The sequence below is a fragment of the Microbacterium sp. USTB-Y genome, assembly GCF_023703415.1.
Taxonomy (GTDB): domain Bacteria; phylum Actinomycetota; class Actinomycetes; order Actinomycetales; family Microbacteriaceae; genus Microbacterium.
In genome coordinates this window covers 334,179-355,602 of record NZ_JAGMTU010000005.1, presented here as the reverse complement: position 1 = coordinate 355,602, position 21,424 = coordinate 334,179, and the positions used below count along the sequence as shown (strand labels likewise).

The window sequence follows — 21,424 nt, the reverse complement described above, 5'->3', positions numbered from 1 at the left end:
ATAACCTCGGTCAGGCGTCCCAGCTCCAGGCGAAGCCGTTGAAGAGGCCACCGTGGACGTCACGCAGGGTGAGGGTCGCGGTGCCGCGGGCGTCGAGCTGGACGCGGTTGTACTCGTTGGCGGCGTGCGGGCGGGCGAACGGGCTTGCTCCCTCGAACTTCCAAATGCTGGCTGGCTGGTCCCCGATGAACCCGACACGGATGGTGAATAGCAGTGAGCGGTGGTGGAGCGCCCGGCTGGCGAGCGTCATTGGCTCGGGTTCGCCACTGTCGCCGGGTGGGGTGATGCGGAAGCGCAGGTCGTAGCGTGTCCGGTCTTGCATCGGCTCGGTCGCGGTGCGGGCTGTGTTGAGGTGCCAGAAGTGGTCGTTCCAGCCCGCGCCGTCGACCGGGCGGGTGTTGACCTTGAAGTCGCCCTTGCTGCTCGGGGTCACGATGCCGGGATAGGAGCGGCCGATGGTGACGTAGTCGAGTTCGCCTGCCATGTTCGCGAATCGGTAGTGCTCGTAGGTGGCTTGCCAGTGTCGGTTCTCGACGACGATGAGGGTGCTGGTCTCTTCGTAGATGATGCCGCCGTGCATCTCGGGCACGTCAAGAACGAGCGGGGCCTGCGCGTAGCGGCCCGTGACGAGACGCGAGTGCAGCGCCTTCAGCGCTGCGGTCTCTCGCGTGCGAACGGTGTCGACTTTCCGTCCGATCTTGTCGCCGTGCATCTGCCGCCGTTGCATCAGTTCGGGTACGTCCCGGGTGTCGGGGCTCAGAGCATAGACGTCGAGCAGGAGGTCTGATTGCTCGGCGGGCAGGGTGTGGATCGCGGAGATGAAGCGGTGCCGGAGGCGTTCGAAGTTGTCCTCGAGTGAGCCGCGGAGGAGTTCGTCGACGATCCCGGCCCGGGCGAGACGGCGTTGGATGAAGCCCTCGCGTTTGCTCAGCCAGGCGAGCTGCTGGTGCAGGGTGGCGACATCGTCTTCATCGAGTCTCACGCCACCACCTCCGCCCCGCGCCAGTGTTCGTTTCCAACTTTATTCCGAGTTTCAGAGTGCCCTCGGGAGGGTTTCTACGGTCGAAGTGTCCCGGAAATCCGGGGCTGTTCTCTTCAACCGGAAGGACTTGCAACATGTCGAGCAATCAGGTGGTGCCGCTGTTCGGTGGGCACACGACCCAGCAGGGGCAGAAGATCACGGGAAGCCTGGTGCGCCAGACCAAGCGTGAGGTGGAGCAGGTTGCGGCGGCCACGGAGATCGCGGCGGTGCGGGAGCAGGGGCACGCGTTCCTGGCGTCGCAGGCGATGACGAACGTGGCGACGCTGGTGGCGCAGGCGGAGGCGCAGATGAAGATCGCCCCGGCTGGTGCGCAGTTCTACGAGGCGATCATCGCCGGATACGCCATCGGCGCCGGTCAGCGCATCGCTCGGGGCCTGTGATGGAGGCCGTCGCCGCGATCGCGGTTGCCGCGGGTGTCGTTCTCCTCGTCGCGGTCTCCGCCTTCGTCGCATTGTGTGTGGTCGAAGTGTTGTGGGACGAGTACGAGGCGTGGCAGGAGCGTCGTCGTACACGGATCGAGGCGGAACTGGACGCGAAGTCCGAGCAGCTCCGGCAGACGATCCTCTCCCTCGCCGACGACCTTGCGACCGACCGTGATGAGGCTGCGAAGGCGTTGACGCGAGCGATGTTCCTGACGACCGGGCGCACCGACCTGCCTCGCTCGTAGCCCATCAGTAGGCGTACATCGTTGCCTATTTCACAACGACGGCTTTCACCGCACCGCCCGCCGTGGCTTACCTCGGTCACTGCTGTGTCGGATCGAGGGGCGGAGCGCTGCGGTGTGGTCTTCACGGTTCGGTCGCCGGAGTGCGTAATGGGCGCTGACACCGCCCAGCTCGACCGCTGCTGGCGGGCCGATCCATCAACTTTTACCTCTCGAAAGGAGGAGTCTACGTATGAGCATTCACATCAATCACAACCTGCCGGACAAGACGCCGCTGCCGGGGACGTTCCGTGCGGCACTGTGCGATCCACCGTGGTCGCTGCAGCAGAAAGGCGACCTCGGCGCGGCCAATCACTACGACCTCATGACCGATGAGCGCATCCTCGGGATGGGCGAGGCCATGCAGGAGATCATGGCGGAGAACTCGTTCTGCTTCCTGTGGGTCACCACCGCGACCGTCCCCCTGGGCATCAAGGTCCTCGAAGCCTGGGGATACCGGTACACGAGCTTCTACTTCTGGGCCAAGCCCCGTCTCATGCTCGGCAACACCTTCCGCAACTCCGGGGAACTCCTGCTCCTCGGCGTACGCGGGAAGGGCACGAAAGTCGCGTTCAAAGGTCAGCCGAACTGGGGCATGCACGCCCTGCAGGCCCACAGCCGGAAGCCCGAGGAAATCCACCTCATCGTCGAACGGCTCGTCGGCGGGGACGGGCCATTCCTCGAACTGTTCGCTCGTCGTCCCGCACCGTCGAGCAAGCACTGGGACATCTGGGGCAACGAGTGCGACGCGACAATCTCGCTCGCGAAATGGGGATACCCCGTGCCTGCCGACCACCAACCCAACCACGCCCCGGCAGCGGCGGCGGAGACTCGGACGTGAGGGGTGTGAAACATGCCGGACGATACCGGGCCGCGCTCGCTCGCGGAGAAGTTCTGGAGGACCTGCCTGTTGCTGTTCGGCGGCGTGATCCTGCTCGTCCTCACGATGGAGCTGATCAAGAGCATCTGGTGGATCCTCGCCCTGATCGCTCTCACGGTCGCCATCGTCGGTGGGCTGCTGTGGTGGTGGCGACGCCGAAACACCTGGCTCTGAGCTCTCGGACAGGAGGTCAACGATGAACCGCAAGAAGAACCGGGCCGGTGGGCGCCACCGTCTCACCCCGATCTGGAAGGACAAGGTCGACCGGGAAGGCCTGGCCAGGGTTCTGCTGCTGCTCGCGATGCACCTTGACGAAACCCGTCGGGCGGCTCATACACGGAAGCAGAATTCGGCACCAACGGCCGAGCAGAAAGGGGGCGGGCATGACGAGTAACACTAAACACGAGGAGTGGGAGTGGCAAGAACTCACGTGGCCCGACACGCTCACCCCCGACGCGGTCCACGCGACACTGGAACACCTGGCCGCCTCGTCCACGCTCGGCCCGATCGTGCTCGAGGCCCGCGCAACGAAGACGGGGCTGCGGTGGCTGATCGCGGTCAAGCCGACCCGCATCGACACGGTACTTGACGCGCTCCGCGCACACCTCACGGTCCGTGCGCATACTCCCCGCCGGCACCGACAGGAGGTGCTGTACGCGGCCGACCTGCGCGTCACCGGCACCGACCTCAGCCTCGAAGCGACCAAGGTCACCGCAAGTATTCGTGGCCTCTACGGGGCACTGTCGCGCCTCCACGGCGAGGAAGAAGTCGTCCTGCAGGTCCTGCTCGGTCGCCGCCACACGCCGCCCGTACGCGCCAAAGAATCGTTTGGTACGTGGCTCCGTGTGCTTGCTGTCCCGCCACGAACTGGCACGACGTCGAAACGGCGAGACGGTCAGCACGGCTTCTCTCTCAGCCTGCGCGTCGGCGTCACCGGAGCAGCCGCTCCGCGGGCGAGGCAGCTTGTCGGTGACGTGATCGGCGCGTTTCGCGTCCTCGAATCCGCCACCAGTCGCATCAGCGCCGTGACCGGTTCAGTGACGCACCTCAACCGGGCCGCATGCCCGTGGCGATGGCCGCTCACGTTGACCAGCGGGGAAGTCATTGGCTTGACCGGCTGGCCGATCGGCGAACCGCCACTGCCACTACTCGGGACACTCCACCCACGCCAGCTCCCACCGCCCGAAACACTTGTGCAAACAGACCGGATCATCGGCACTGCCAGCGCACCGGGACATAGTGAGTCGGTTGGCATCCCGATCCGGGACGCCGCGTTCCATACTCATCTGCTCGGGCCGACCGGCTCGGCCAAGTCGACCGTGATGCTGGGCCTCATCGCCGCCGACATCACCGCCGGTCGCGGTGTGCTGGTCCTTGATCCGAAGGGAGACCTTGCTGATCGCGTCCTCGCACATGTTCCCCACAACCGAGAACACGACGTCGTTGTCATCGACCCGACGAACGCCACCCCGGTCGGGTTCAACCCGCTCTCCGGTCACCGACGCCAGGCCTCGGTTACGGCCGACACGTTGCTGGCGACCTTCGAAGCGGTCTTCGCGAAGCACTGGGGTATCCGCTCCGCGGACGTTTTCACGGCGGTGTTCAACACGCTCGCGCAGATCGACGGCGCGAACCTGCTCTGGGTAGCCCCGCTGCTCACGAACCCCGCGTTCCGTCGCAAGGTGCTGAAGCATATCGACGATCCGGTCGGGCTCGGCGGGTTCTGGGAGCAGTACGAGGCGAAGTCACCTGCGCAGCAGGCCGAAGAGATCGGGCCGGTGCTGAACAAGCTCCGCCAACTGATCCTGCGACCAGGGTTGCGGGCGATGCTCGGGCAGAGCGATCCCCGCTTCGACCTCACCGACCTGTTCAGCAAGCGACGCATCGTCATCGTGAATCTCAACAAGGGCCTGCTCGGCGCTGACGCCGCAAGACTGCTCGGCACGCTCCTCATTGGGCAACTGTGGACCAAGATCCTCGCCAGGCAACGTGACGGCCTTGAGCACCGGCACATCGTCAGCATCTACATCGACGAGATCCACGACTTCCTCGCAGGCATCCCTGGTGACCTCTCCGACGCCCTCGCCCAGGCCCGCTCCCTCGGCGCGGCGTTCACCGTCGCGAACCAGTACCTGAAGCAGTTCACCCCGGCGATGCAGGCCTCGGTCGAGACCAACACGCGCAGCAAGATCTACTTCGGCCTCGGCGGCACCGACGCGGCCACCATCGCCAAGCACGCCACCGGTCTCGATGCCCAGGATCTTCTGCTGCTGCCGAAATACCACGCGTACGCGAACGTCATGCAGCACGGTCAAGCCACCGGCTGGATCAGCATCGCAACCGCGCCGCCACCGGCAGGTATCAGCGACCCAGCGGCCATCTACGCCGCCGCGCACGAACGCTACGGCGTCGCCGCCACCATCACCGAGCAACAAATCCGTGAGCTCATCGCCCCGACCACACCCGACTTCACATACGCCGACGACAGCCCAGTGGGAAGGAGTCGACGATGAATGGCCGTCCTCGACCGAGACGCACCGGGAGACGTATCACCGCGCCCAACAGACACGGGCTTGCCGGACGTCGCGGGGCAGGGCGCTGGCAGCGGGACGTGACTGACCCGGTCATACCAGGTCACCCGGCCGTCCCAATCGGCGGAGGACTCCAGTCATGACCGCTTCACTTGACCATCCGATCTATCAGGAGCTTCTCGCGCATCTGCTCGAGCTGCGGTTCGCGACGACGGAGCAGCTCGCCAGACTCACGAGGGAACACTACGGAAGTTCCCGGTCTGCACGACGGCAGACGATGCGGCACCTGTCCAAGCTTGAACACCACGGCCACGTGCTGCGCTTGGAGCGTCGTGTCGGTGGATGGCAGCGCGGCTCTACGCCATCTATCTGGGCGCTCACCACCACCGGCTACCGGCAGGTCACCGGGCAGGTCCGCACGAGACAGCGACCGAACCTCATCTCCACGACGTTCCTAGAACACCTCCTCGCGATCGCCGAAACCCGGATCATCGCGAACGAGACCATCCAGCAGATCCCGGGCGCAGAGCTACGGGTCGAGACCGAGCCCGCCTGCTGGAGGAACTACCTCGGGCCGCACGGCGAACGCCTCACACTGCGACCCGACCTCTTGATGAGCGTGACCACGACCGAGTATCTGGATCGCTACTTCATCGAGGTCGACCGCGCCACGGAGAACCCCGCCCGGGTGATCGCGAAATGCCGACAATACGTGCGCTACCGCCGCAGCGGAGCAGAGCAGCGATCCAGCGGCGCGTTCCCCGCAGTGCTGTGGATCGTCCCGACCGCGAAACGTCGAACACAACTGCGTGCACACCTCGAAGCTGCCGAGCTCCCGCAGGACATGTTCACCGTGCTCACCCTCGATGAACTGCCCGAGATCATCCGTGACGGCCCGCCGCTCACGAAACAGAACAACACCAGGAAGGAGAACACCCCCTATGAAACCTGAACACAATTTTTACCCACCCGCTGACGCCGAAAACAGAACAACTCCGCCAACGACCCCCGAACGACGCGCACCGCCCGAGCCGACGACACGGCACGAAGCCCGCGAGCTCGACCGGCTCCGCCGTGAACACGGCACAGCGTTCGACGTCTACCTCGATTCGGTTTGGAACGGCGTCGAGACCATCCGCGATATGGAGTCGGACTTCACCAACCTGCACTGGGGCTCGTACGAACGCATCGACCAGTTCATCGACGACTTCATCGAAAGCCTCGGCTGGGCTGATGCCCGCGACCACACCCTCCGCGAATGGGCGATCCCGAACAACATCCTCGTCTTCGACCGCGCCGCGATGCTCGAGCATCTGCGCGGCGACTTCGAGTTCCACGAGCGAGGAGGTGAAGTGTATGTCTTCATCCGATAGCCCTGACCCCGGTGCACATCAGCGTCCTGTGGAAAACCCTGACCAGGCGGATGATTTCGCACTGGACTCACACGGGCAAGAGAGCGTCAATGGAAACATGACCACAACTCCATACACCACCAGCCCGCTCACCGCCGCAGACCCCTTCGCTGCGCTCACTCAGAGCTTCACCCCGAAGCGAGCCGTCTCATACCTGCGCGTCTCGACGCGCGAGCAAGCGGAACGCGGCGGCAGGGAGGAAGGCTTCTCGATCCCGGCGCAGCGCGACGCGAACAAGAAGAAGGCTCAAGCCGTCGGCGCGATGGTCGTCAAAGAGTTCGTCGAGCGTGGCGTCTCCGGCACCTCCACCAACCGCCCCGCGCTCCAAGAAATGCTGCGCTACCTCGAAGCCGAGCAGAGCAACATCGATTACGTCATCGTGCACAAGCTGGACCGTCTCGCACGCAACCGCGCCGACGACGTCACCCTTAACCAGCGGTTCAGCGAACTCGGCATCCGGCTCATCTCCACCAGCGAGAACATCGACCAGACCCCCGGCGGCATCCTCCTCCACGGCATCATGAGCTCGATCGCCGAGTTCTACTCCCGCAACCTCGCCAACGAAGTCATCAAAGGCATGAGCGAAAAGGTCAAGAACGGCGGCTCCGTCAGCCGCGCACCGATCGGCTACCTCAACACCCGCACCATCGAAAACGGCCGCGAGAGCCGCACCGTCACCGTCGACGAGCACCGCGCACCACTGGTCACCTGGGCGTTCAACGCCTACGCCACCGGCGAGCACTCCGTACGCACCCTCACCAAAGAACTCGTCCGGCGAGGACTGACAACAGTGCCCACCGCGCGGCTGGCAGAGAAGCCGGTCGAGATCCGTCACGTCCACTCGATGCTCACCAACATCTACTACACCGGCATCACCACGTTCAAAGGCGTCGAGTACCCCGGCAGCCACACCCCGCTCATCGACCGCGAAACCTTCGAGAAGGTCCAGACGATCCTGAAAGAGAAGATCAACGGCGAACGGTCGATCAAGCACGACCACTACCTCAAGTCCACGATCTACTGCGGGCACTGCGGCTTCCGGATGGTCGTCCAGGTGGTGAAGAACCGTCACGGCGAAACCTACCCGTACTACTCCTGCCTCGGACGACACTCCAAGCGCACCAACTGCACCCTCCGCTCCATCCAGATCGAGCACGCCGAGGACCTGATCCAAGATCTCTACGACCGCATCAGTCTCGCGCCCGAGTTCCGCTGCGACCTCGAAACACTCCTCCGGCACGGACTGAAGCAGCTTCGCACCGACACCGACCTTGAACGAGAACAACTCGAGGCCACGAAGCAGACCATCGAGCGTCGCCAACGCAAGCTCCTCGAAGCCCACTACAACGACGCGATCCCCATCGACATGCTCCGCACCGAGCAGAAACGCCTCGACACCGAACTGGCCGCCACCAACCGCAGCCTCAGCAACCTCACCGCCGATATCGCCGAAGCCGACGAACTCATCAGCATCGCACTCGACATCGCCCAGCACGCCGGAAACACCTACCGGCAAGCCCCCGAGCACATCCGCCGCATGTTCAACCAGCTCCTCTTCGACAAACTCCTCGTCACCACCGACGACAACGGCCAGCACCATGTCGAGGCAACCTCCCGGGCACCATTCGACGTCATCTACAGCCCAGACACCCGAGCATTCGTCCACGAGGCACGACACGCACAGCACGACGCCACCCCCGACAGCACGGGGCAAACGAAAAAGCCCGCCGAAACCGGCGGGCTCTCCCTGGACGTACTGTCCGATCAGTTCATTGCTCTTGTCGAGGGTTCGAGTAAGAGCATCGTGGTGGACCCAAGGGGATTTGAACCCCTGACCTCCTCGATGCGAACGAGGCGCGCTACCAACTGCGCCATGGGCCCGTGAACCAGACAAGCCTAACACGGGCTCACCGGCGCGCGTGCCCTCAGCGCGTCTGCGGCGCCCGCCGGGCGTGTCGGAGAGACTCAGCCGGCTGCGCGCTGGGCGAGGAGCCGACGCACGTGCGCCTCGATCTCGGCGTCGTCGACGTAGCCCATCCGGGCGTACGGCGACGCCTCCGCCGTCCGCTCCCCGGCATCGGCCGACGCGGCAGCGGGCGACGGCAGCTCGACGGGAGCCGGCGGCGCCAGCTCGTCCGCCCTGCGCTGCAGCTCCGCGGCACGGGCCGCCTCACGCGCGAGCGTCTGCGCGTCGATCGTGGCGCGGGCGGCATGAGCGCGCGACCCCGTGACGGAGACGAGCGGCTCGGGCAGCGTGCGCGGCGTCCAGGTGCGCGGTCCCTGATCGTGCAGCTCGGCCTCGCGCACGGGCACCGAGACGGCCGGAGCGCCGGCGACGCGCGCGGCGCGTCGAGCGGCACGGCGCGCGACCGCCGCCATCCGCTGCAGCAGGCCGAGCGCCAGCACGACGACGGCTCCTGCGATCCACAGCAACAGCGAGGATCCGCCCGCGAGGAACTGCCACACGCCGAGACCCGCCGCGGCGAGCGCCACGACGAGGAGCACGGTCGCGACCAGGCGCGTGCGGCGGCGCGCGCGGGCACGGCGGAACGCGGGATCCGCGCGCGTCGCGGCGAGCTCCTCGCGCAGTCGCTGCAGATCCGCCTGCTCGCGGTCGGACTGCAGTCGCCGTGCGAGCCGCTGCTGCGCCAGCGCTGTGCGCGCGTTCAGCTCCAGCTGCACCTCGCGCGGCGCCTCGCTGGTCTCGGCCAGCACCCGCAGTGCGCGATTGAGCCGCAGCGCATTGCGCTCGGCGGCGTCGTACTGGTGCTGCCCCCGCCAGGACGGCAGAAAGTAGAGCAGCCACAGCAGCGCCGCGACCAGGACGATCACGCCCCCGCTCAGCACCGGCCCGTTCATGCCCTCCACGGTATGCGAGGGCCCGCCCCGGATCCCGCAGACACGCGCATGCGGACGTGCGCGAACGCCGGCACACGCGACGTCTGCAGGATCGCGCGACGTCTGCAGGACCGGATCCCGGATCCGGTCCTGCCCGCGTCGCGGAGTCCTGCAGACGTCACGGCGGAGCGCGACGTCAGCACGGCGCGGATCCGGCGCGGCGACCCCGGCGTCCGCTCCGGCGAGTAGGGTCGGCTCCGTGGCCTCGTTCACCCCTCTGCACCGGCTGGTCATCGCGGTCGCGGTCCTCGCATCCTTCGTCACCTTCCTCGACGGCACGGTGGTGACCGTCGCCCTGCCGGCGATCAGCCGCGAGCTCGGCGGCGGCATCACCACGCAGCAGTGGGCGGTCGACGCCTACCTCATCACCCTCAGCGCGCTCATCCTGCTGGCCGGATCCGTCTCGGACGCCTACGGGCGGGTGCTGGTGATGCGGATCGGGCTCGTCGCCTTCGGCATCGCGTCGATCGCGGTCGCCGCAGCGCCCACCCCGCTCGTGCTCATCGTCGCGCGGGCGGCGCAGGGCGCCGCGGGCGCGCTGCTGGTGCCGAGCTCGCTGGCGCTCATCACCGCGGTCATGCGGGGCGAGGTGCAGTCGCGGGCGATCGGCGTGTGGACGGCCTTCACGACGGCCGCGCAGCTGGTCGGCCCCCTCCTCGGCGGCCTGTTCGTCGACCTGCTGTCCTGGCGCTTCGTGTTCCTCATCAACGTGCTGCCGATCGCCGTCACCCTCGTGCTGCTGTCGCGCCTGCACCTGCCCGAGGCGGGACGCACCGCCCGGGTCGACTGGCTCAGCGGCGCGCTCTGCGCGATCGGCCTCGGCGGCGTCGTGTACGCGCTCATCGAGCAGCCGCACCAGGGCTGGGGCTCCCCCGTGATCCTCCTCACCGGGATCGGCGGCGCCGTGCTGCTCGCACTCTTCCTGCTGCGCCAGCGCCACCCGCACCCGCTGATGCCGCTGTCGCTGTTCCGCGTGCGCAATTTCGCCTGGGGGAACCTGTCCACGCTGTTCGTCTATGCGGCGCTCTCGCTGAACGGCTTCGTCATCGGCGTCTACCTGCAGCAGGGCGCGGGCCTGAAGGCCACGGAGGCGGGCCTCGCGAGCCTGCCCATCACGATCCTGATGATCCTGCTCAGCTCGCGGGCGGGACGCCTCGCCGGGCGACTCGGTCCCCGGCTGTTCATGACCGCCGGCCCGCTGATCATGGCCGCGGGGACCCTCCTGCTCCTGCTCGTGGCCGAGCGCTTCAACTACTGGTGGCAGGTGCTGCCGGCCATGATCGTGCTGGGCGTGGGGCTGTCGCTGACGGTGGCGCCTCTCACCTCCGCGATCCTCGGATCCATCGACGAGAGCAGATCCGGCATCGCCTCGGCCGTGAACAACGCCGTCTCGCGCGTCGCCGGGCTGCTCGTCGTGGCGATGCTGTCGACGATCGTCGGAGGCACCCTGAATCTGGCCGGCTTCCACACGGCGACGATGGTCACCGCCGCCCTGTTCGCCATCGGCGGTGTCGTGTCCTGGATCGGGATCCGCCGGCCCGCCGCGGATCCGACGGCGCCCGAACCGGAGCCCGCCGCGAACTGAGCCTGCTCCGCCTCTCGCCGATGCCCCCTCGCAGCATCGGTGCCCCCTCGCGGCATCGGTGCCCCCTCGCGGCATCGGTGCCCCCTCGCACCGACGGCCATACGAGGGGGCGAGGATGCTGCGAGGGGGCGTCGATGTCCGCGGCTCAGCGTCCGGATCTGCCTCAGCGCGGCAGATCCGACTCCGGCACTGCGGCCCAGTCCGCCGGCACGCGCCCCTCGGCCCAGCGTCGCAGCACGCCCTCGGGGACGTCCTCGCGCACGAGCGAGAACGCCAGGTGGTCGCGCCAGTCGCCGTCGATGTGGATGAACCGCCGCCGCAGCCCCTCATAGCGGAAGCCGAGCTTCTGGACGACGCGCAGGCTGGGGCGGTTCTCCGGTCGCAGGCAGATCTCGATGCGGTGCAGGCCGAGTTCGGCGAAGGCGAGATCGGTCGCCATCGCGACGGCGGCGGGGGTGATCCCGTGCCCGGCGAAGCGCTCGCTCACCCAGTAGCCGATCGTCGCCGAGCACAGGGAGCCGCGCATCACGCCCCAGATGTTGAGCTGCCCGGCGATGGCCCCGCCGTACTCCATGACGAACGGGTACCCCGAGCCGTCGCGATACTGCTGCAGCAGCCGCCGGATGCTCACGCGCATGTCGATGCCGGTCTGCAGCCCGGGCAGCGTCGCCTCCCACGGCTCCAGCCAGCGGCGGTTCGTGACGAGTTCGTGCTGCAGCGGGCGCGCGTCCTTGGGCCGGATGAGCCGCAGCTCCACCGGCCCATGCCGCATCGGGGTCGAGAAGTCCATGCGCCGCTCAGATCCCCTCGGCGAACTCCTTGAGCCAGACCCGCAGGTCGGGCCCGAGATCGTCGCGATCGGCGGCGAGCTGCACGATCGCCTTGATGTACTCCAGGCGGTCGCCCGTGTCGTAGCGGCGCCCGCCGAAGACGACGCCGTGCACGCCGGGCCCGTCCGGGTCGGCCGCGAGCTCCTGCAGCGCGTCGGTGAGCTGGATCTCGCCGCCCTTGCCCGGAGGCGTGCGCTCGAGGATGTCGAAGATCGCCGCCGGCAGCACGTAGCGGCCGATGACGGCGAAGTTCGACGGCGCCTCCTCGCGCGCCGGCTTCTCGACGAGGCCCGTCACGCGCCGGACGTCTCCCGGGGAGCCCTCCGGTGTGCCGTCGACCGCGGCCGTGCCGTAGAGGTGGATCTGTTCGGGGTCGACCTCCATGAGCGCGATCACGGCAGCGCCCGTGCGCTCGTGCTCGGCGATCATCTCGGTCAGCAGCGGATCGCGCTCATCCATCAGGTCGTCGCCCAGCAGCACGGCGAACGAGCTGTCCCCCACGTGCGTCCGCGCCCGCAGCACGGCGTGGCCGAGGCCCTTGGGCTCGCCCTGGCGCAGGTAGTGGATGTCGGCCATGTCGCTGGAGGCGACCACGCGGGCGAGCCGGCGGTGGTCGCCCTTCTGGGTCAGCTTGCCCTCGAGCTCCGGCATCTGATCGAAGTGATCGGAGATGGAGTTCTTGTTGCGTCCGATGATGACGAGGATGTCGTCGATGCCCGCGGCCACGGCCTCCTCGACCACGTACTGGATCGCCGGCTTGTCGACGACGGGCAGCATCTCCTTCGGCATCGCCTTCGTGGCGGGCAGGAAGCGCGTACCCAGACCGGCCGCGGGGATCACGGCCTTGATGCGTGCCTTCGTCATCTGCTCAGCTTAGGGCGCATGGCCCGGCAGGGACCCGCGGACGCCACGCGCGAGCCCCGGTAGAATCGGGATCATGCCGGGCGCCATCGACCACGCGAAACGCGCGCTGCGCGCCGACCTGCGCGAGCGCCGCGGCCTGCTGTCCGACGCGCAGCGCGCGGCGGCGGAGGCGGCGCTGACCGCCCGGCTGCACGCGCTCGTGGCCGCGACCGGGGCCCGCTCGATCTCCTGCTTCCTGTCCACCACGACCGAACCGGGGACGCGCACCTTCATCCGCGAGGCGGTCGCCGAAGGGATCCGCGTGCTGCTGCCGATCACCCGTGAGGACGGCCTGCTCGACTGGGCGGTGGCCGGTTCCGACGACGAGATCACGACCGGTCTGCACGGGCTCCCGGAGCCGACCGGCGAGATCCTCAACCCGATGGCCCTCGACGAGGTCGACCTGCTCCTGATCCCCGCCGCGGCCGTGGACCGCACCGGCATGCGCATGGGCTGGGGGCGCGGCTACTTCGACCGCACGCTCGGCTCGATGCAGAGATGCCCGCCCGTCTACGCGATCGTGTTCGACTCCGAGATCCTCGACGAGGTGCCGAGCGACGTGCACGATCAGCCCGTCACCGGCGCGGTGACGCCCCTGCGCACCGTCGTCTTCCCCCTGACCTGATCCTTCCGAACCGAGACCTGCGAGGGCCCCATGCCCACCTACTCCTACGCCTGCACCGCGTGCGGGCACCGCTTCGACGCCGTGCAGTCGTTCTCCGACTCCGCCCTCACCGAGTGCCCCGAGTGCCAGGGACGGCTGCGCAAGGAGTACGGATCCATCGGCGTGACCTTCAACGGCTCGGGCTTCTATCGCACCGACTCGCGGGCGGGATCCGGCTCCTCGTCGTCTGCGGGGGCATCATCGAAGGCGGAGTCGACGGCGAGCGCCAAACCGGCGCCCGCCTCCGCACCGGCCTCGGGATCCTGAGGCCGACGTTCAGGGGAGAGAAAAAGCATGATCAAGGGGTTCAGGGAGTTCATCCTCCGCGGGAACGTGATCGATCTGGCGGTCGCGGTCGTCATCGGCGCCGCGTTCTCCGCCATTGTCAACGTCGTGGTCGAATCGCTCGTCAACCCGCTCATCAGCCTGTTCTTCAAGGCGGACAGCCTGGACAACGCGCTGAAGCTCACGGTTCCCGGCTTCTTCGGGGGCTCCGCGACCTTCGCCTTCGGTGCGATCATCGGCGCGATCATCAACTTCCTCGCCGTCGCCATCGTGGTCTACTTCGCGTTCGTGATGCCGATGAACCACTTCAACCAGCGCCGGGCCGCCAAGGCCGGTGTCTCGGAGGAGCCCGAGGCCCTTCCGAGCGAGCAGGAGCTGCTCATCCAGATCCGCGACCTGCTCGAGAAGCAGAAGTCGGCCTGACCGTCTCCTCGACGCCCCGGCGCCCTCGCGGTGACCGGGGCGTCGTCGTCTGCGGGCGGCGCCCTCAGTAGTGCGGCGGCACCTCGCGTCGCATCCGGTCGTCGTTCGGGCCGCCGGACGCCGGACCCGCCGCCGGCGCGGGGCGGTCGCGCTCATCCGGTTCCGCGTGCGTCCCGGGCGCCGGTGTCAGCTTCGCCCGCCGGGATCCGCGCACGCGGACGATCCGCTGGCGGGATCCGGATCCTTCCGGACCCGGTCCGTCGGAGGCCTCGGGGCCCTCAGGCATCGCCGACGTCGAGCGGCTGCGTGTCGCCGTCCACCCGCGGCGCGTCCAGCGGCACCCCGAGCACCTCGCCGATGCGCCGCGCGACGCCGGCCGGGTCGCTGTACAGATCGAAGGCGTGCACGCGGATGTAGTGCCACCCCAGGCGGCGCAGCACCTGCGGGCGCAACCGCAGCGTCTCGCGGAGCGACTCGGGGCGGGACTCGGGGTCGGGCTCGATGACCACCGCCTTGCCGGCGTGCTGGGCGACCAGCGGCAGCAGTCCGCGGTAGTCGACGTCGACGGCGATTCCGAGACGCCGCAGCTCCCGCGCGAGGGCGAGGGTGAGCGGATCCGCCTGGTCCTCCGCCCGTTCTTCGCGCGCGTGGCCGGCGAGGTCGCCGAGGATCGACATGAGCGTCGCGGCGCCGTGCTCGAGACGCCCCTCGTCGAAGGACGACGGGCGGATCGAGGAGACGATCACCATCGACCGGCGAGCCCGGGTCATGCCGATCGTGAGCAGACGGTCGCCGTCGGGCGACGACAGGTCGCCGAAGTCGCTGAGCACGCGTCCGTGCTTGGTGACGCCGAACCCGAGGGAGAAGATCACCCGGTCCCGGCTCTCGGCCGCCGCCTCTTCGAGGGTCAGCACGACGAACGGCTCCTGCGTGTCCCGGCCGACGAACTCCGCGACGTCGCTGCGGCCGGCGAAGGCGACGGACACGGCCGCGAACACCCGCTCCGCATGAGTGCGGCTCGCCGTGACCACCATGAGCGACTCCGCCGGGCGGTGCACGGCGTGCTCGACGACGAGGGTCACCACGCGCGCGACCTCGGCCTCGGGGCTCTCCATCGCACCCGTCACCGGGTTCGGGATGCCCACGCCGCCCGTCACGTAGTCGACCGTCAGCGATCCGCGTCCGAGATAGGATCCCGCCCACGGCAGCGACGCGATCTCGCCGCCGTAGAACGCGTCGTTGATGAGGGAGGCGAGATCCTCGCCGCCCGCACGATAGCTGCGCGTGAGGGTGACGACCGGGAGCAGCTCGGAGAGCCGTTCGAACACGGAGACCTCGTCGAAGGGCTCCTCGTCATCCCGGTCCTCGGCGGGCACGGTCGCCACCTGGAACGGCGTCGGCTTCTGCAGCACCGGGTCGCCGAACGCGACGATCTGGCGGGCGCGGCGGATCGCCGGCGTCGCCTCGGCCAGGTTGATCGCCGCGGCGTCGACGAGGATCACCGTGTCGAACTCGGCGGAGTCGGGCAGGTCGGGCACCTGGTAGGGAGACGCGATCCACACCGGTGCGAGCACGCGCATGAGCGTCGGGGCTGCGGCCACCAGCTCCGCGACCGTGGTGCGGTGCTGCGAGAGGGCGTGGCGGAGGTTCTGCGCCTCCACGGCCTCGTCCACGATCCCGATCTTCCACTGGCCGCTCAGCTGCCAGGCCAGCAGCGGGCCCGCCGCACCGGCGTGCGCCTCGTCGACGAGGCGGAAATCGCGCTCCAGCTGATCGACGACCGAGGTGTTCGCGCCCAGCAGCGAGCGGTTCTGCCGCAGCGCCTGCTCGAGCAGCGACTGCCACCAGGCGTACTCGAGCTCGGCGCCGACCCGGTCCTCGGACAGATGGCGCGTCGAGAGGTCCAGCAGCAGCGGCTCGAGGCCGAGCGCGGCGAGCTCGTCACGGATCCGGGCCCGCTCGATGAGGTTCTCGAACACGTCGGATCTCGCCGCGAGTCCCGCGAGCGTCCGCAGCAGGCGCGCCACCGGCAGCGCCGAGAGCGGCTCCCGCCGCCCCAGCGCGGTGTCGAGTTCGGCGAGCTGCGCATCGACGTCGCGCCAGGCGGCCGACGCGTCGGCGAGCCCGAGCGGCACCTCCGGGGCGACCCCCGCGTCGACGTAGCGCTGCCATTCGGTGCGCTGCGCCTGGATGCGGCTGAGCGCCTCGTGCATATCCCCCACGTGCGCGCCGGGGCGCACGTACTCCTTGGCGAGCTGACGGAGGCGCCGGCGGTTCGCGCCGGTCATCGTCGGGGCGTCCCGCCTGCTGCCGTGCGCCTTGATCAGCTCACCCAGCGGCCGCTCGAACACCGCGGGCGTGAAACGGTCCAGGGAGTCGCGCACGCCGCGCAGCAGCTGCAGGTACTCGCCGAACTCGGCGATCGTCGCGAACGGACGCATCCGTGTCTGCGCGACGAGCTCATACCCCTGCTCGAGCAGATCCGGCACCGTGCGGGCATGCAGGCTCTCCGCGAGCGCGTGCACGCGGTGGGCCTCGTCCGAGGACGAGAACACCACCCCGTACCAGGGCGAGTCGTCCGGGCCGAAGCGGAACTCGCCGAGTCGCGCGGCCTGCGCGAGGGCTTCGGCGGCCTGCGACCGATCCTCCGCGAGGCTCTGCAGCGCCGCGCGCCCGAGGCGCGCCGTTGTGGTCGGCGGCGTGGGGAGCAGGGCGAGCCGGGTCAGCATCCGGGTGGCATCCAGCACACTGGCTCCCAGAGCCGGATCCTTCTCGGTGAGTGCGCGCCGGTAGTCGCGCAGCACGGTGCGCAACCGCAGCAGGGCGTCGTCGATCTCGGCGAGCTTGGGCGCGGCGGCCTTCTCGTTGCGCCCGATCGCCCGCACGAGGTCGCGGCGCACCGACGCCGGCGACACCGCGAAGCCGTCGAGGCCGATGCCGCTGAGGCGGTGCCGCACGCCGTCGAGCGTGGAGCGGCGCGGAGAGACGACGAGCACCCGACGCCCGGCGCGCACGAGCTCGCCGATCGCGTTGATGACGGTCTGGGTGCCGCCGGTGCCGGGCAGCGTCGACACGGTGAGCGAATGGCCCGCGGCGATGCGGGCGAGCACCTGCTCCTGCTCGTGATCCGCATCGAGGAGCAGGTTGTCCGAGGCGGGGGCCCGGTCGTCGGGGCCCGCCGTCGACGGCATCGGGCCGGGAGCGGTGACGCGCTCCCGGTCGGCCGCATGGCCGGCGAGGGCGTTGAGCATGGGGTGGTCGAGATCGTGCGCGTCGCGGGCCATCGCGGTGCCCACGTCCGCGAACGTCGAGACCACCATCCGGGGCTGGACGGAGAACGTGTCGACGGACTTCGTCGCCGCGCGCAGCATGTCGATCGCCGGCTGGGGCGCGAACACCCCGTTCTGATAGGCGAGGGCGGCGAGCCGGGCGTCGTCGATGGTGATGCCGAAATGGTCGCGCGCGATGCGCACCAGCTCCGGGTTGAGGAAGAACTGACCGTGCAGCTTCAGCTCGTAGTCGGCATAGTGGCGGCGGATCGCCAGGGGGCGCAGCAGCATCGGCGCGGCGTAGTCCACGCCGCCGATGCGCCAGGTGCACAGTCCGACGGCGAGATGCACCGCGTCGAGCCCGCGCACGGTCCGCAGCTCGGTGTTCTTCGCGGTGATCCGATCGGCCGCGAGTCGCGCGTTACGCAGGCCCACCTCGTCCCGGAACAGGTTCGACAGCAGGGTGGAGCGGCCGGTGATGAACTGCGGCAGGCTGCCGGGATGGGCGCGGGAGATGTCGATCCCGCTCGCCGAGACGTCGCGGTACGCGGTCAGCGGCGAGGGGCCGCCGAGCTGGGCCGCCTCGGCGCGCAGACGTGCGCGCTCGGTCGTCGCCGCATGGGCGACGCGCACTCCCGGCTCCGCCACGTCGACGTCGCCGGGCGTCACGGACTTCTCCTCCGCGTTCTTCCCGTCACGTCGCCACACACGACAAAGACTAGGCGTGTCGGGCGGATGGAGTCGTCTGATCCGCTGGGTTTTGCCGGATTCAGCCGCTTTCTTCCTCCACAGCGGGCCTTTTCCGGTTTCAGTGCACCGATTGCGCCTCCTCCGCTGCCCCCGTCGGCGACGTGACCGAGGATGGGGACATGAGCTTCCGCTACGACTTCGCCGACACCCCGTTCGGGGACGCCCTTCTCGTCTTCTCCGACGACGGCCTGGTCTCGTTCGACCTCCCGGAAGGGATGCACCGCGATTCGCCCTGGGCGCTCGAAGCCGTCTCGCGGATGCTGCACGCCCTGCCCGAGCCGGATCCGGGGGCCGGCGCCGAGGTCGACGAGCTGCTGCGCGCCTACTTCGACGGCGAGCCCGTGCACTTCGATGCTGAGCTGACGCTCGACTGGCGGCTCGCGCACGGCTTCACGCGCCGCGCGCTGCAGGCGGTGTGCGAGATCCCCTGGGGCGAGAGCGCGAGCTACGGCGAGGTGGCGGCGCTCGCGGGCAGCCCGGGGGCGGCCAGGGCCGTCGGCACGGCGTGCCGGAACACGCCGTTCTCGATCGTGGTGCCCGTGCACCGGGTGGTGCGCGCCGACGGCTCCCCCGGCGAGTACGGCGCGCACCCGGAACGCAAGCGATACCTCCTGGACCTCGAGGCCGACGCCGCCAAGCGCCGCCCGCCCGTGGACGGCGTCCGCCCCGGCGTGTAGGCCGCCGGGGCGGACGCGACCCGGTCCGCAAGCGGGAGGGCGAGGGCTCGATGCTCCTCCCGGCCAGGTGATAGCGTCGACGCGACAAAGGACGCAGACGTAGACGTCGCCTCCGGAAGCTGGTAGTCGGTGAGCACCTTCGAGACAGTCGGATCCGATGCGGATCTGGTCGCGCAGGCCGTGCGCGAGCTGATCCGCCGCACCCGCTTCCCGGTCGCGTTCGGCGGGCTGCTCTCCGACGGCGAGGTGCCGGTCACGTCGATCGTCGGCTCCCGCACCCGCAGCCTCGAAGGTCTGCGCGTCCAGCCGCAGCGGGGACTCGGCGGACGGGCGATGACCGAGCTGCGCCCGCGGATGACCCACGACTATGGCTCGTCGCAGCAGATCACCCACGACTACGACGGATACGTGCTCGGCGAGGGCCTGCGCACCCTGCTGGCGATCCCGGTGGTCGTCTCGGGTCGTCCGCGCGGCGTGCTGTACGCCGGCTCGTGGGACGAGCCGTCCTCCGACGGGGTCGCGACAGCCCCGGCGATGCAGATCGCGGACGCGCTGGCGGTCGAGCTGCGCATCCGCGAAGAGGTCGAGCGCCGCGTGCGCACGACCAGCGCCCCCTCTCCCCCGCCGACGCTGACCCCGGCTCATCGTGAAGAGCTGCGCGAGAGCTTCGCCGAGCTGCGCTCGATCGCGGCCCTGGTGCAGGACACGAGCGTGCGCGCGCGCATCGGCGACGTCGAACGCCGACTGCTCGCGCTCGCCTCGTCCGCGCGCCCGCCGAGCACCTCCGAAGTGCGTCTCTCGCCGCGGGAACTCGATGTGCTCGCCTGCGCGGCCCTCGGGCAGACGAATGCGGGGATCGCCGAAGAATTGGGACTGCGCGAATCCACGGTGAAGGCGTACCTCGGCACTGCGATGGCGAAACTCGATGCTCCGACCCGGCATGCGGCCGTGGCACGGGCACGTCGCGACGGCCTGATTCCCTGAACGTCGCCGACTGCGGAACGATCCTGCCCTGCTCCTGCACAGGTGCGCTCGCTATCCTGAACACAGCGCATTGCGCACCCGGACGAGGCGGGCCAGTACCCGGACAGCGAAAAGACTGGCTCTCAGGAGGCCCGCCATGGCGTGGATCGTGCTCATCATCTCGGGAATGTGCGAAGCCGTCTGGGCGACGGCGCTCGGCAAATCCGAGGGCTTCACCAGACTGTGGCCGACGGTCGTCTTCGTCGTCGGCCTCGCGGCATCGATGTTCGGACTGGGCTGGGCGATGCGCGAGATCCCGACCGCCACCGCCTATGCGATCTGGGTCGGAATCGGCGCCTCCCTCACGGTGATCTGGGCAATGATCACCGGCGATTCGGATGTCTCCTGGATCCGGATCCTGCTCATCCTCGGATTGGTGGGATGCATTATCGGGCTGAAACTCATCGACCCCGGTCATTCCTGACATTCCGCATTCCAATGATTGCCAAGCGCATTTCCTGCCCGTAGGTTTGTCGACATGGCACGCAAAATCGTTCATCAGCTCGTCGACGATATCGACGGCACGGTTCTCGAGGTCGGAGAAGGCGAGACCGTGCATTTCTCGCTCGACGGATCCGCCTATGAGATCGACCTGACCAGCGCGCACGCGGCAGAACTGCGCGCCGCGCTCGCGTCCTACATCTCATCCGCACGACGCACGCAGCGGGTCGGCGGTGGCCGTCCCTCCGCCGCGTCCAAGCGTCCCAACCGCAACCCGGAGACCGCGTCGATCCGGGCCTGGGCCAGCGAGAACGGCCACAAGCTCTCCGAGCGCGGCCGCATCCCGGCCGACGTGGTCGCGGCGTACCGCGCCGCGCACTGACCGCGATAAGAAGCAGTCCGCGATACGCAGCGGAAAGGGGTCATCCCGCGGGATGACCCCTTTCCGTTGCCTCCCGCCGGGGAATGCGACACGAGGCCGCGGCCTTCGGAGATCTGGTGAGGGAGCGCGTTCCTGTTCCGTCCTGGTCACATACTTGTAGTGCGGTAGCAGACCGGACGGTCTGCAGCCATTCCGGGATGAAGGGTGTGCGAGATGGCCAGGGCCAAGACGATCAGCGGGCCGTGCCAGGCATGGCCGGAGGAGAGCACGTTCATCCGCGAGGTGCTCGATCGGATCGGGGAGAAGTGGACGGTCCTGATCATCAGCACCCTGGGATCCGGACCGCTGCGTTACTCCGACCTGCAGGCGAGCATTCCCGGCATCTCCCAGCGAATGCTCACGGTGACGCTGAAGGCCCTGGAACGCGACGGTCTGGTCACGCGCACCGCATACGCCGAGGTGCCGCCACGGGTCGAGTACGCCCTGACCACGCTCGGCCGCTCGCTGCTGGAGGCCGTGATGACGCTCGCCGGCTGGGCGGCCAGCCATCACGAGGACGTCGCCGCCAGCCGACGTGCGCACGAGCTGACCGGCGTCGGACGCGAGAAGACCGCCGCGGACCGCAGCCCCCACTCCTCCGACCCGTCGGCGGCGCTCGGGTGAGCGTGCGCGCGCGCCTGCTGACCTGGGCCTGCGGACCTGGAGGGCGTCCTCCGAACACGCCAT

23 protein-coding genes, 1 tRNA gene, 1 pseudogene and 1 riboswitch are annotated in these 21,424 nt (G+C 68.8%); of the genes and pseudogenes, 18 read left to right on the top strand and 7 right to left on the bottom strand.

From position 1 onward, the window contains the following. Positions 1-10: 10 nt before the first annotated feature. Positions 11-982 (bottom strand): hypothetical protein, encoded by a 972-nt coding sequence (locus J8G10_RS14530; protein WP_251446335.1) that lies wholly within the window; start codon positions 980-982, stop codon positions 11-13. Between the two features lie 134 nt (positions 983-1,116). Between J8G10_RS14530 and J8G10_RS14525 the strand changes: the two genes are divergently transcribed. The 9 genes and pseudogenes from J8G10_RS14525 to J8G10_RS19640 all read left to right on the top strand — a co-directional run. Next, entirely contained in the window at positions 1,117-1,422 is a 306-nt protein-coding gene (locus J8G10_RS14525; protein WP_251446333.1) for a hypothetical protein, read from the top strand. Beyond that, the gene (locus J8G10_RS14520) at positions 1,422-1,709 is read left to right on the top strand and encodes a hypothetical protein (RefSeq protein WP_251446330.1); all 288 of its coding nucleotides are present in this window, start codon (positions 1,422-1,424) and stop codon (positions 1,707-1,709) included. The genes J8G10_RS14525 and J8G10_RS14520 overlap by 1 nt, the downstream gene beginning before the upstream one ends. 229 nt (positions 1,710-1,938) lie before the next feature. Next, positions 1,939-2,586: an MT-A70 family methyltransferase gene (locus J8G10_RS14515; RefSeq protein WP_251446327.1), complete on the top strand. Its 648-nt coding sequence runs from the start codon at positions 1,939-1,941 to the stop codon at positions 2,584-2,586. A 12-nt stretch (positions 2,587-2,598) separates the two neighbouring features. Then, on the top strand, positions 2,599-2,799 hold the full coding sequence (locus J8G10_RS14510; protein ID WP_251446324.1) for a DUF4381 domain-containing protein: 201 nt from the start codon (positions 2,599-2,601) through the stop codon (positions 2,797-2,799). A gap of 22 nt (positions 2,800-2,821) precedes the next feature. Next, entirely contained in the window at positions 2,822-3,019 is a 198-nt protein-coding gene (locus J8G10_RS14505; protein ID WP_188588084.1) for a hypothetical protein, read from the top strand. After that, positions 3,009-5,138: a type IV secretory system conjugative DNA transfer family protein gene (locus tag J8G10_RS14500; protein WP_251446321.1), complete on the top strand. Its 2,130-nt coding sequence runs from the start codon at positions 3,009-3,011 to the stop codon at positions 5,136-5,138. The genes J8G10_RS14505 and J8G10_RS14500 overlap by 11 nt, the downstream gene beginning before the upstream one ends. A 157-nt stretch (positions 5,139-5,295) precedes the next feature. Next, positions 5,296-6,108: a replication-relaxation family protein gene (locus tag J8G10_RS14495; RefSeq protein WP_251446318.1), complete on the top strand. Its 813-nt coding sequence runs from the start codon at positions 5,296-5,298 to the stop codon at positions 6,106-6,108. Continuing rightward, positions 6,098-6,529: a hypothetical protein gene (locus J8G10_RS14490; RefSeq protein ID WP_251446315.1), complete on the top strand. Its 432-nt coding sequence runs from the start codon at positions 6,098-6,100 to the stop codon at positions 6,527-6,529. Before J8G10_RS14495 ends, J8G10_RS14490 begins: the two co-directional genes overlap by 11 nt. After that, positions 6,513-7,685 (top strand): annotated as a pseudogene (locus J8G10_RS19640) (recombinase family protein); the annotation flags it as partial. The gene J8G10_RS14490 and the pseudogene J8G10_RS19640, both read left to right, overlap by 17 nt. Positions 7,686-8,373: 688 nt before the next feature. Here J8G10_RS19640 and J8G10_RS14480 read toward each other — a convergent pair. Then, a tRNA-Ala gene (locus J8G10_RS14480) sits at positions 8,374-8,449 on the bottom strand. A gap of 84 nt (positions 8,450-8,533) precedes the next feature. After that, on the bottom strand, positions 8,534-9,427 hold the full coding sequence (locus tag J8G10_RS14475; protein WP_251446309.1) for a hypothetical protein: 894 nt from the start codon (positions 9,425-9,427) through the stop codon (positions 8,534-8,536). 238 nt (positions 9,428-9,665) lie between these two features. On the opposite strand from J8G10_RS14475, the gene J8G10_RS14470 reads away from it, so the two are divergent. Beyond that, positions 9,666-11,051 carry an MFS transporter gene (locus J8G10_RS14470; RefSeq protein ID WP_251446306.1) on the top strand — a complete coding sequence of 462 codons (1,386 nt, stop codon included), beginning with the start codon at positions 9,666-9,668 and terminating at the stop codon, positions 11,049-11,051. 163 nt (positions 11,052-11,214) lie between these two features. On the opposite strand, the gene J8G10_RS14465 is transcribed toward J8G10_RS14470, so the two are convergent. Continuing rightward, a complete protein-coding gene (locus J8G10_RS14465) occupies positions 11,215-11,841 on the bottom strand; it encodes a GNAT family N-acetyltransferase (RefSeq protein WP_251446303.1) in 627 nt (208 codons plus the stop codon). A 7-nt stretch (positions 11,842-11,848) separates the two neighbouring features. Further along, positions 11,849-12,745, bottom strand: coding sequence for a UTP--glucose-1-phosphate uridylyltransferase GalU (galU, locus tag J8G10_RS14460; protein WP_251446300.1), 897 nt, complete (start codon positions 12,743-12,745; stop codon positions 11,849-11,851). 73 nt (positions 12,746-12,818) lie between these two features. Here galU and J8G10_RS14455 point away from each other — a divergent pair, with 73 nt between their 5' ends. The 3 genes from J8G10_RS14455 to mscL are packed head-to-tail and all read left to right on the top strand — an operon-like array spanning position 12,819 to position 14,156. Continuing rightward, positions 12,819-13,409, top strand: coding sequence for a 5-formyltetrahydrofolate cyclo-ligase (locus J8G10_RS14455; RefSeq protein ID WP_251446297.1), 591 nt, complete (start codon positions 12,819-12,821; stop codon positions 13,407-13,409). Positions 13,410-13,439: 30 nt separating this feature from the next. Continuing rightward, positions 13,440-13,715: an FmdB family zinc ribbon protein gene (locus J8G10_RS14450; protein ID WP_251446294.1), complete on the top strand. Its 276-nt coding sequence runs from the start codon at positions 13,440-13,442 to the stop codon at positions 13,713-13,715. Between the two features lie 27 nt (positions 13,716-13,742). Continuing rightward, complete coding sequence (mscL, locus tag J8G10_RS14445) at positions 13,743-14,156, top strand: large conductance mechanosensitive channel protein MscL (protein WP_251446291.1); 414 nt, start codon at positions 13,743-13,745, stop codon at positions 14,154-14,156. Positions 14,157-14,220: 64 nt separating this feature from the next. Here the strand turns inward: mscL and J8G10_RS14440 are convergent, their stop codons facing one another. Then, positions 14,221-14,442 carry a hypothetical protein gene (locus tag J8G10_RS14440; protein ID WP_251446289.1) on the bottom strand — a complete coding sequence of 74 codons (222 nt, stop codon included), beginning with the start codon at positions 14,440-14,442 and terminating at the stop codon, positions 14,221-14,223. Further along, the gene (locus J8G10_RS14435) at positions 14,435-18,094 is read right to left on the bottom strand and encodes an AAA family ATPase (protein WP_251446286.1); all 3,660 of its coding nucleotides are present in this window, start codon (positions 18,092-18,094) and stop codon (positions 14,435-14,437) included. Before J8G10_RS14435 ends, J8G10_RS14440 begins: the two co-directional genes overlap by 8 nt. A gap of 200 nt (positions 18,095-18,294) precedes the next feature. Here J8G10_RS14435 and J8G10_RS14430 point away from each other — a divergent pair, with 200 nt between their 5' ends. From J8G10_RS14430 to J8G10_RS14410, 5 genes are all read left to right on the top strand, one after another. Further along, positions 18,295-18,852 carry a methylated-DNA--[protein]-cysteine S-methyltransferase gene (locus J8G10_RS14430; RefSeq protein ID WP_251446283.1) on the top strand — a complete coding sequence of 186 codons (558 nt, stop codon included), beginning with the start codon at positions 18,295-18,297 and terminating at the stop codon, positions 18,850-18,852. Between the two features lie 129 nt (positions 18,853-18,981). Further along, positions 18,982-19,836: a LuxR C-terminal-related transcriptional regulator gene (locus J8G10_RS14425; RefSeq protein ID WP_251446280.1), complete on the top strand. Its 855-nt coding sequence runs from the start codon at positions 18,982-18,984 to the stop codon at positions 19,834-19,836. 60 nt (positions 19,837-19,896) lie between these two features. Beyond that, positions 19,897-19,961, top strand: a riboswitch (guanidine-III (ykkC-III) riboswitch). 11 nt (positions 19,962-19,972) lie between these two features. After that, positions 19,973-20,299 (top strand): multidrug efflux SMR transporter, encoded by a 327-nt coding sequence (locus tag J8G10_RS14420; protein ID WP_251446277.1) that lies wholly within the window; start codon positions 19,973-19,975, stop codon positions 20,297-20,299. 54 nt (positions 20,300-20,353) lie between these two features. Continuing rightward, positions 20,354-20,698, top strand: a complete 345-nt coding sequence (locus J8G10_RS14415) for an Lsr2 family protein (RefSeq protein WP_251446274.1) — start codon at positions 20,354-20,356, stop codon at positions 20,696-20,698. 213 nt (positions 20,699-20,911) lie between these two features. Then, on the top strand, positions 20,912-21,361 hold the full coding sequence (locus J8G10_RS14410; RefSeq protein ID WP_251446271.1) for a helix-turn-helix domain-containing protein: 450 nt from the start codon (positions 20,912-20,914) through the stop codon (positions 21,359-21,361). Positions 21,362-21,424 lie beyond the last annotated feature (63 nt).

What these genes read in the sequence shown, in the direction of transcription:
- J8G10_RS14475 (WP_251446309.1), bottom strand. Translation starts at nt 9,427, where the DNA reads ATGAACGGGCCGGTGCTGAGCGGGGGCGTGATCGTCCTGGTCGCGGCG.
- J8G10_RS14415 (WP_251446274.1), top strand. Translation starts at nt 20,354, where the DNA reads ATGGCACGCAAAATCGTTCATCAGCTCGTCGACGATATCGACGGCACG.
- J8G10_RS14430 (WP_251446283.1), top strand. Translation starts at nt 18,295, where the DNA reads ATGAGCTTCCGCTACGACTTCGCCGACACCCCGTTCGGGGACGCCCTT.
- J8G10_RS14505 (WP_188588084.1), top strand. Translation starts at nt 2,822, where the DNA reads ATGAACCGCAAGAAGAACCGGGCCGGTGGGCGCCACCGTCTCACCCCG.
- galU (WP_251446300.1), bottom strand. Translation starts at nt 12,745, where the DNA reads ATGACGAAGGCACGCATCAAGGCCGTGATCCCCGCGGCCGGTCTGGGT.
- J8G10_RS14495 (WP_251446318.1), top strand. Translation starts at nt 5,296, where the DNA reads ATGACCGCTTCACTTGACCATCCGATCTATCAGGAGCTTCTCGCGCAT.
- J8G10_RS14455 (WP_251446297.1), top strand. Translation starts at nt 12,819, where the DNA reads ATGCCGGGCGCCATCGACCACGCGAAACGCGCGCTGCGCGCCGACCTG.
- mscL (WP_251446291.1), top strand. Translation starts at nt 13,743, where the DNA reads ATGATCAAGGGGTTCAGGGAGTTCATCCTCCGCGGGAACGTGATCGAT.
- J8G10_RS14520 (WP_251446330.1), top strand. Translation starts at nt 1,422, where the DNA reads ATGGAGGCCGTCGCCGCGATCGCGGTTGCCGCGGGTGTCGTTCTCCTC.
- J8G10_RS14465 (WP_251446303.1), bottom strand. Translation starts at nt 11,841, where the DNA reads ATGGACTTCTCGACCCCGATGCGGCATGGGCCGGTGGAGCTGCGGCTC.
- J8G10_RS14420 (WP_251446277.1), top strand. Translation starts at nt 19,973, where the DNA reads ATGGCGTGGATCGTGCTCATCATCTCGGGAATGTGCGAAGCCGTCTGG.
- J8G10_RS14450 (WP_251446294.1), top strand. Translation starts at nt 13,440, where the DNA reads ATGCCCACCTACTCCTACGCCTGCACCGCGTGCGGGCACCGCTTCGAC.
- J8G10_RS14510 (WP_251446324.1), top strand. Translation starts at nt 2,599, where the DNA reads ATGCCGGACGATACCGGGCCGCGCTCGCTCGCGGAGAAGTTCTGGAGG.
- J8G10_RS14410 (WP_251446271.1), top strand. Translation starts at nt 20,912, where the DNA reads ATGGCCAGGGCCAAGACGATCAGCGGGCCGTGCCAGGCATGGCCGGAG.
- J8G10_RS14500 (WP_251446321.1), top strand. Translation starts at nt 3,009, where the DNA reads ATGACGAGTAACACTAAACACGAGGAGTGGGAGTGGCAAGAACTCACG.
- J8G10_RS14440 (WP_251446289.1), bottom strand. Translation starts at nt 14,442, where the DNA reads ATGCCTGAGGGCCCCGAGGCCTCCGACGGACCGGGTCCGGAAGGATCC.
- J8G10_RS14515 (WP_251446327.1), top strand. Translation starts at nt 1,939, where the DNA reads ATGAGCATTCACATCAATCACAACCTGCCGGACAAGACGCCGCTGCCG.
- J8G10_RS14525 (WP_251446333.1), top strand. Translation starts at nt 1,117, where the DNA reads ATGTCGAGCAATCAGGTGGTGCCGCTGTTCGGTGGGCACACGACCCAG.
- J8G10_RS14490 (WP_251446315.1), top strand. Translation starts at nt 6,098, where the DNA reads ATGAAACCTGAACACAATTTTTACCCACCCGCTGACGCCGAAAACAGA.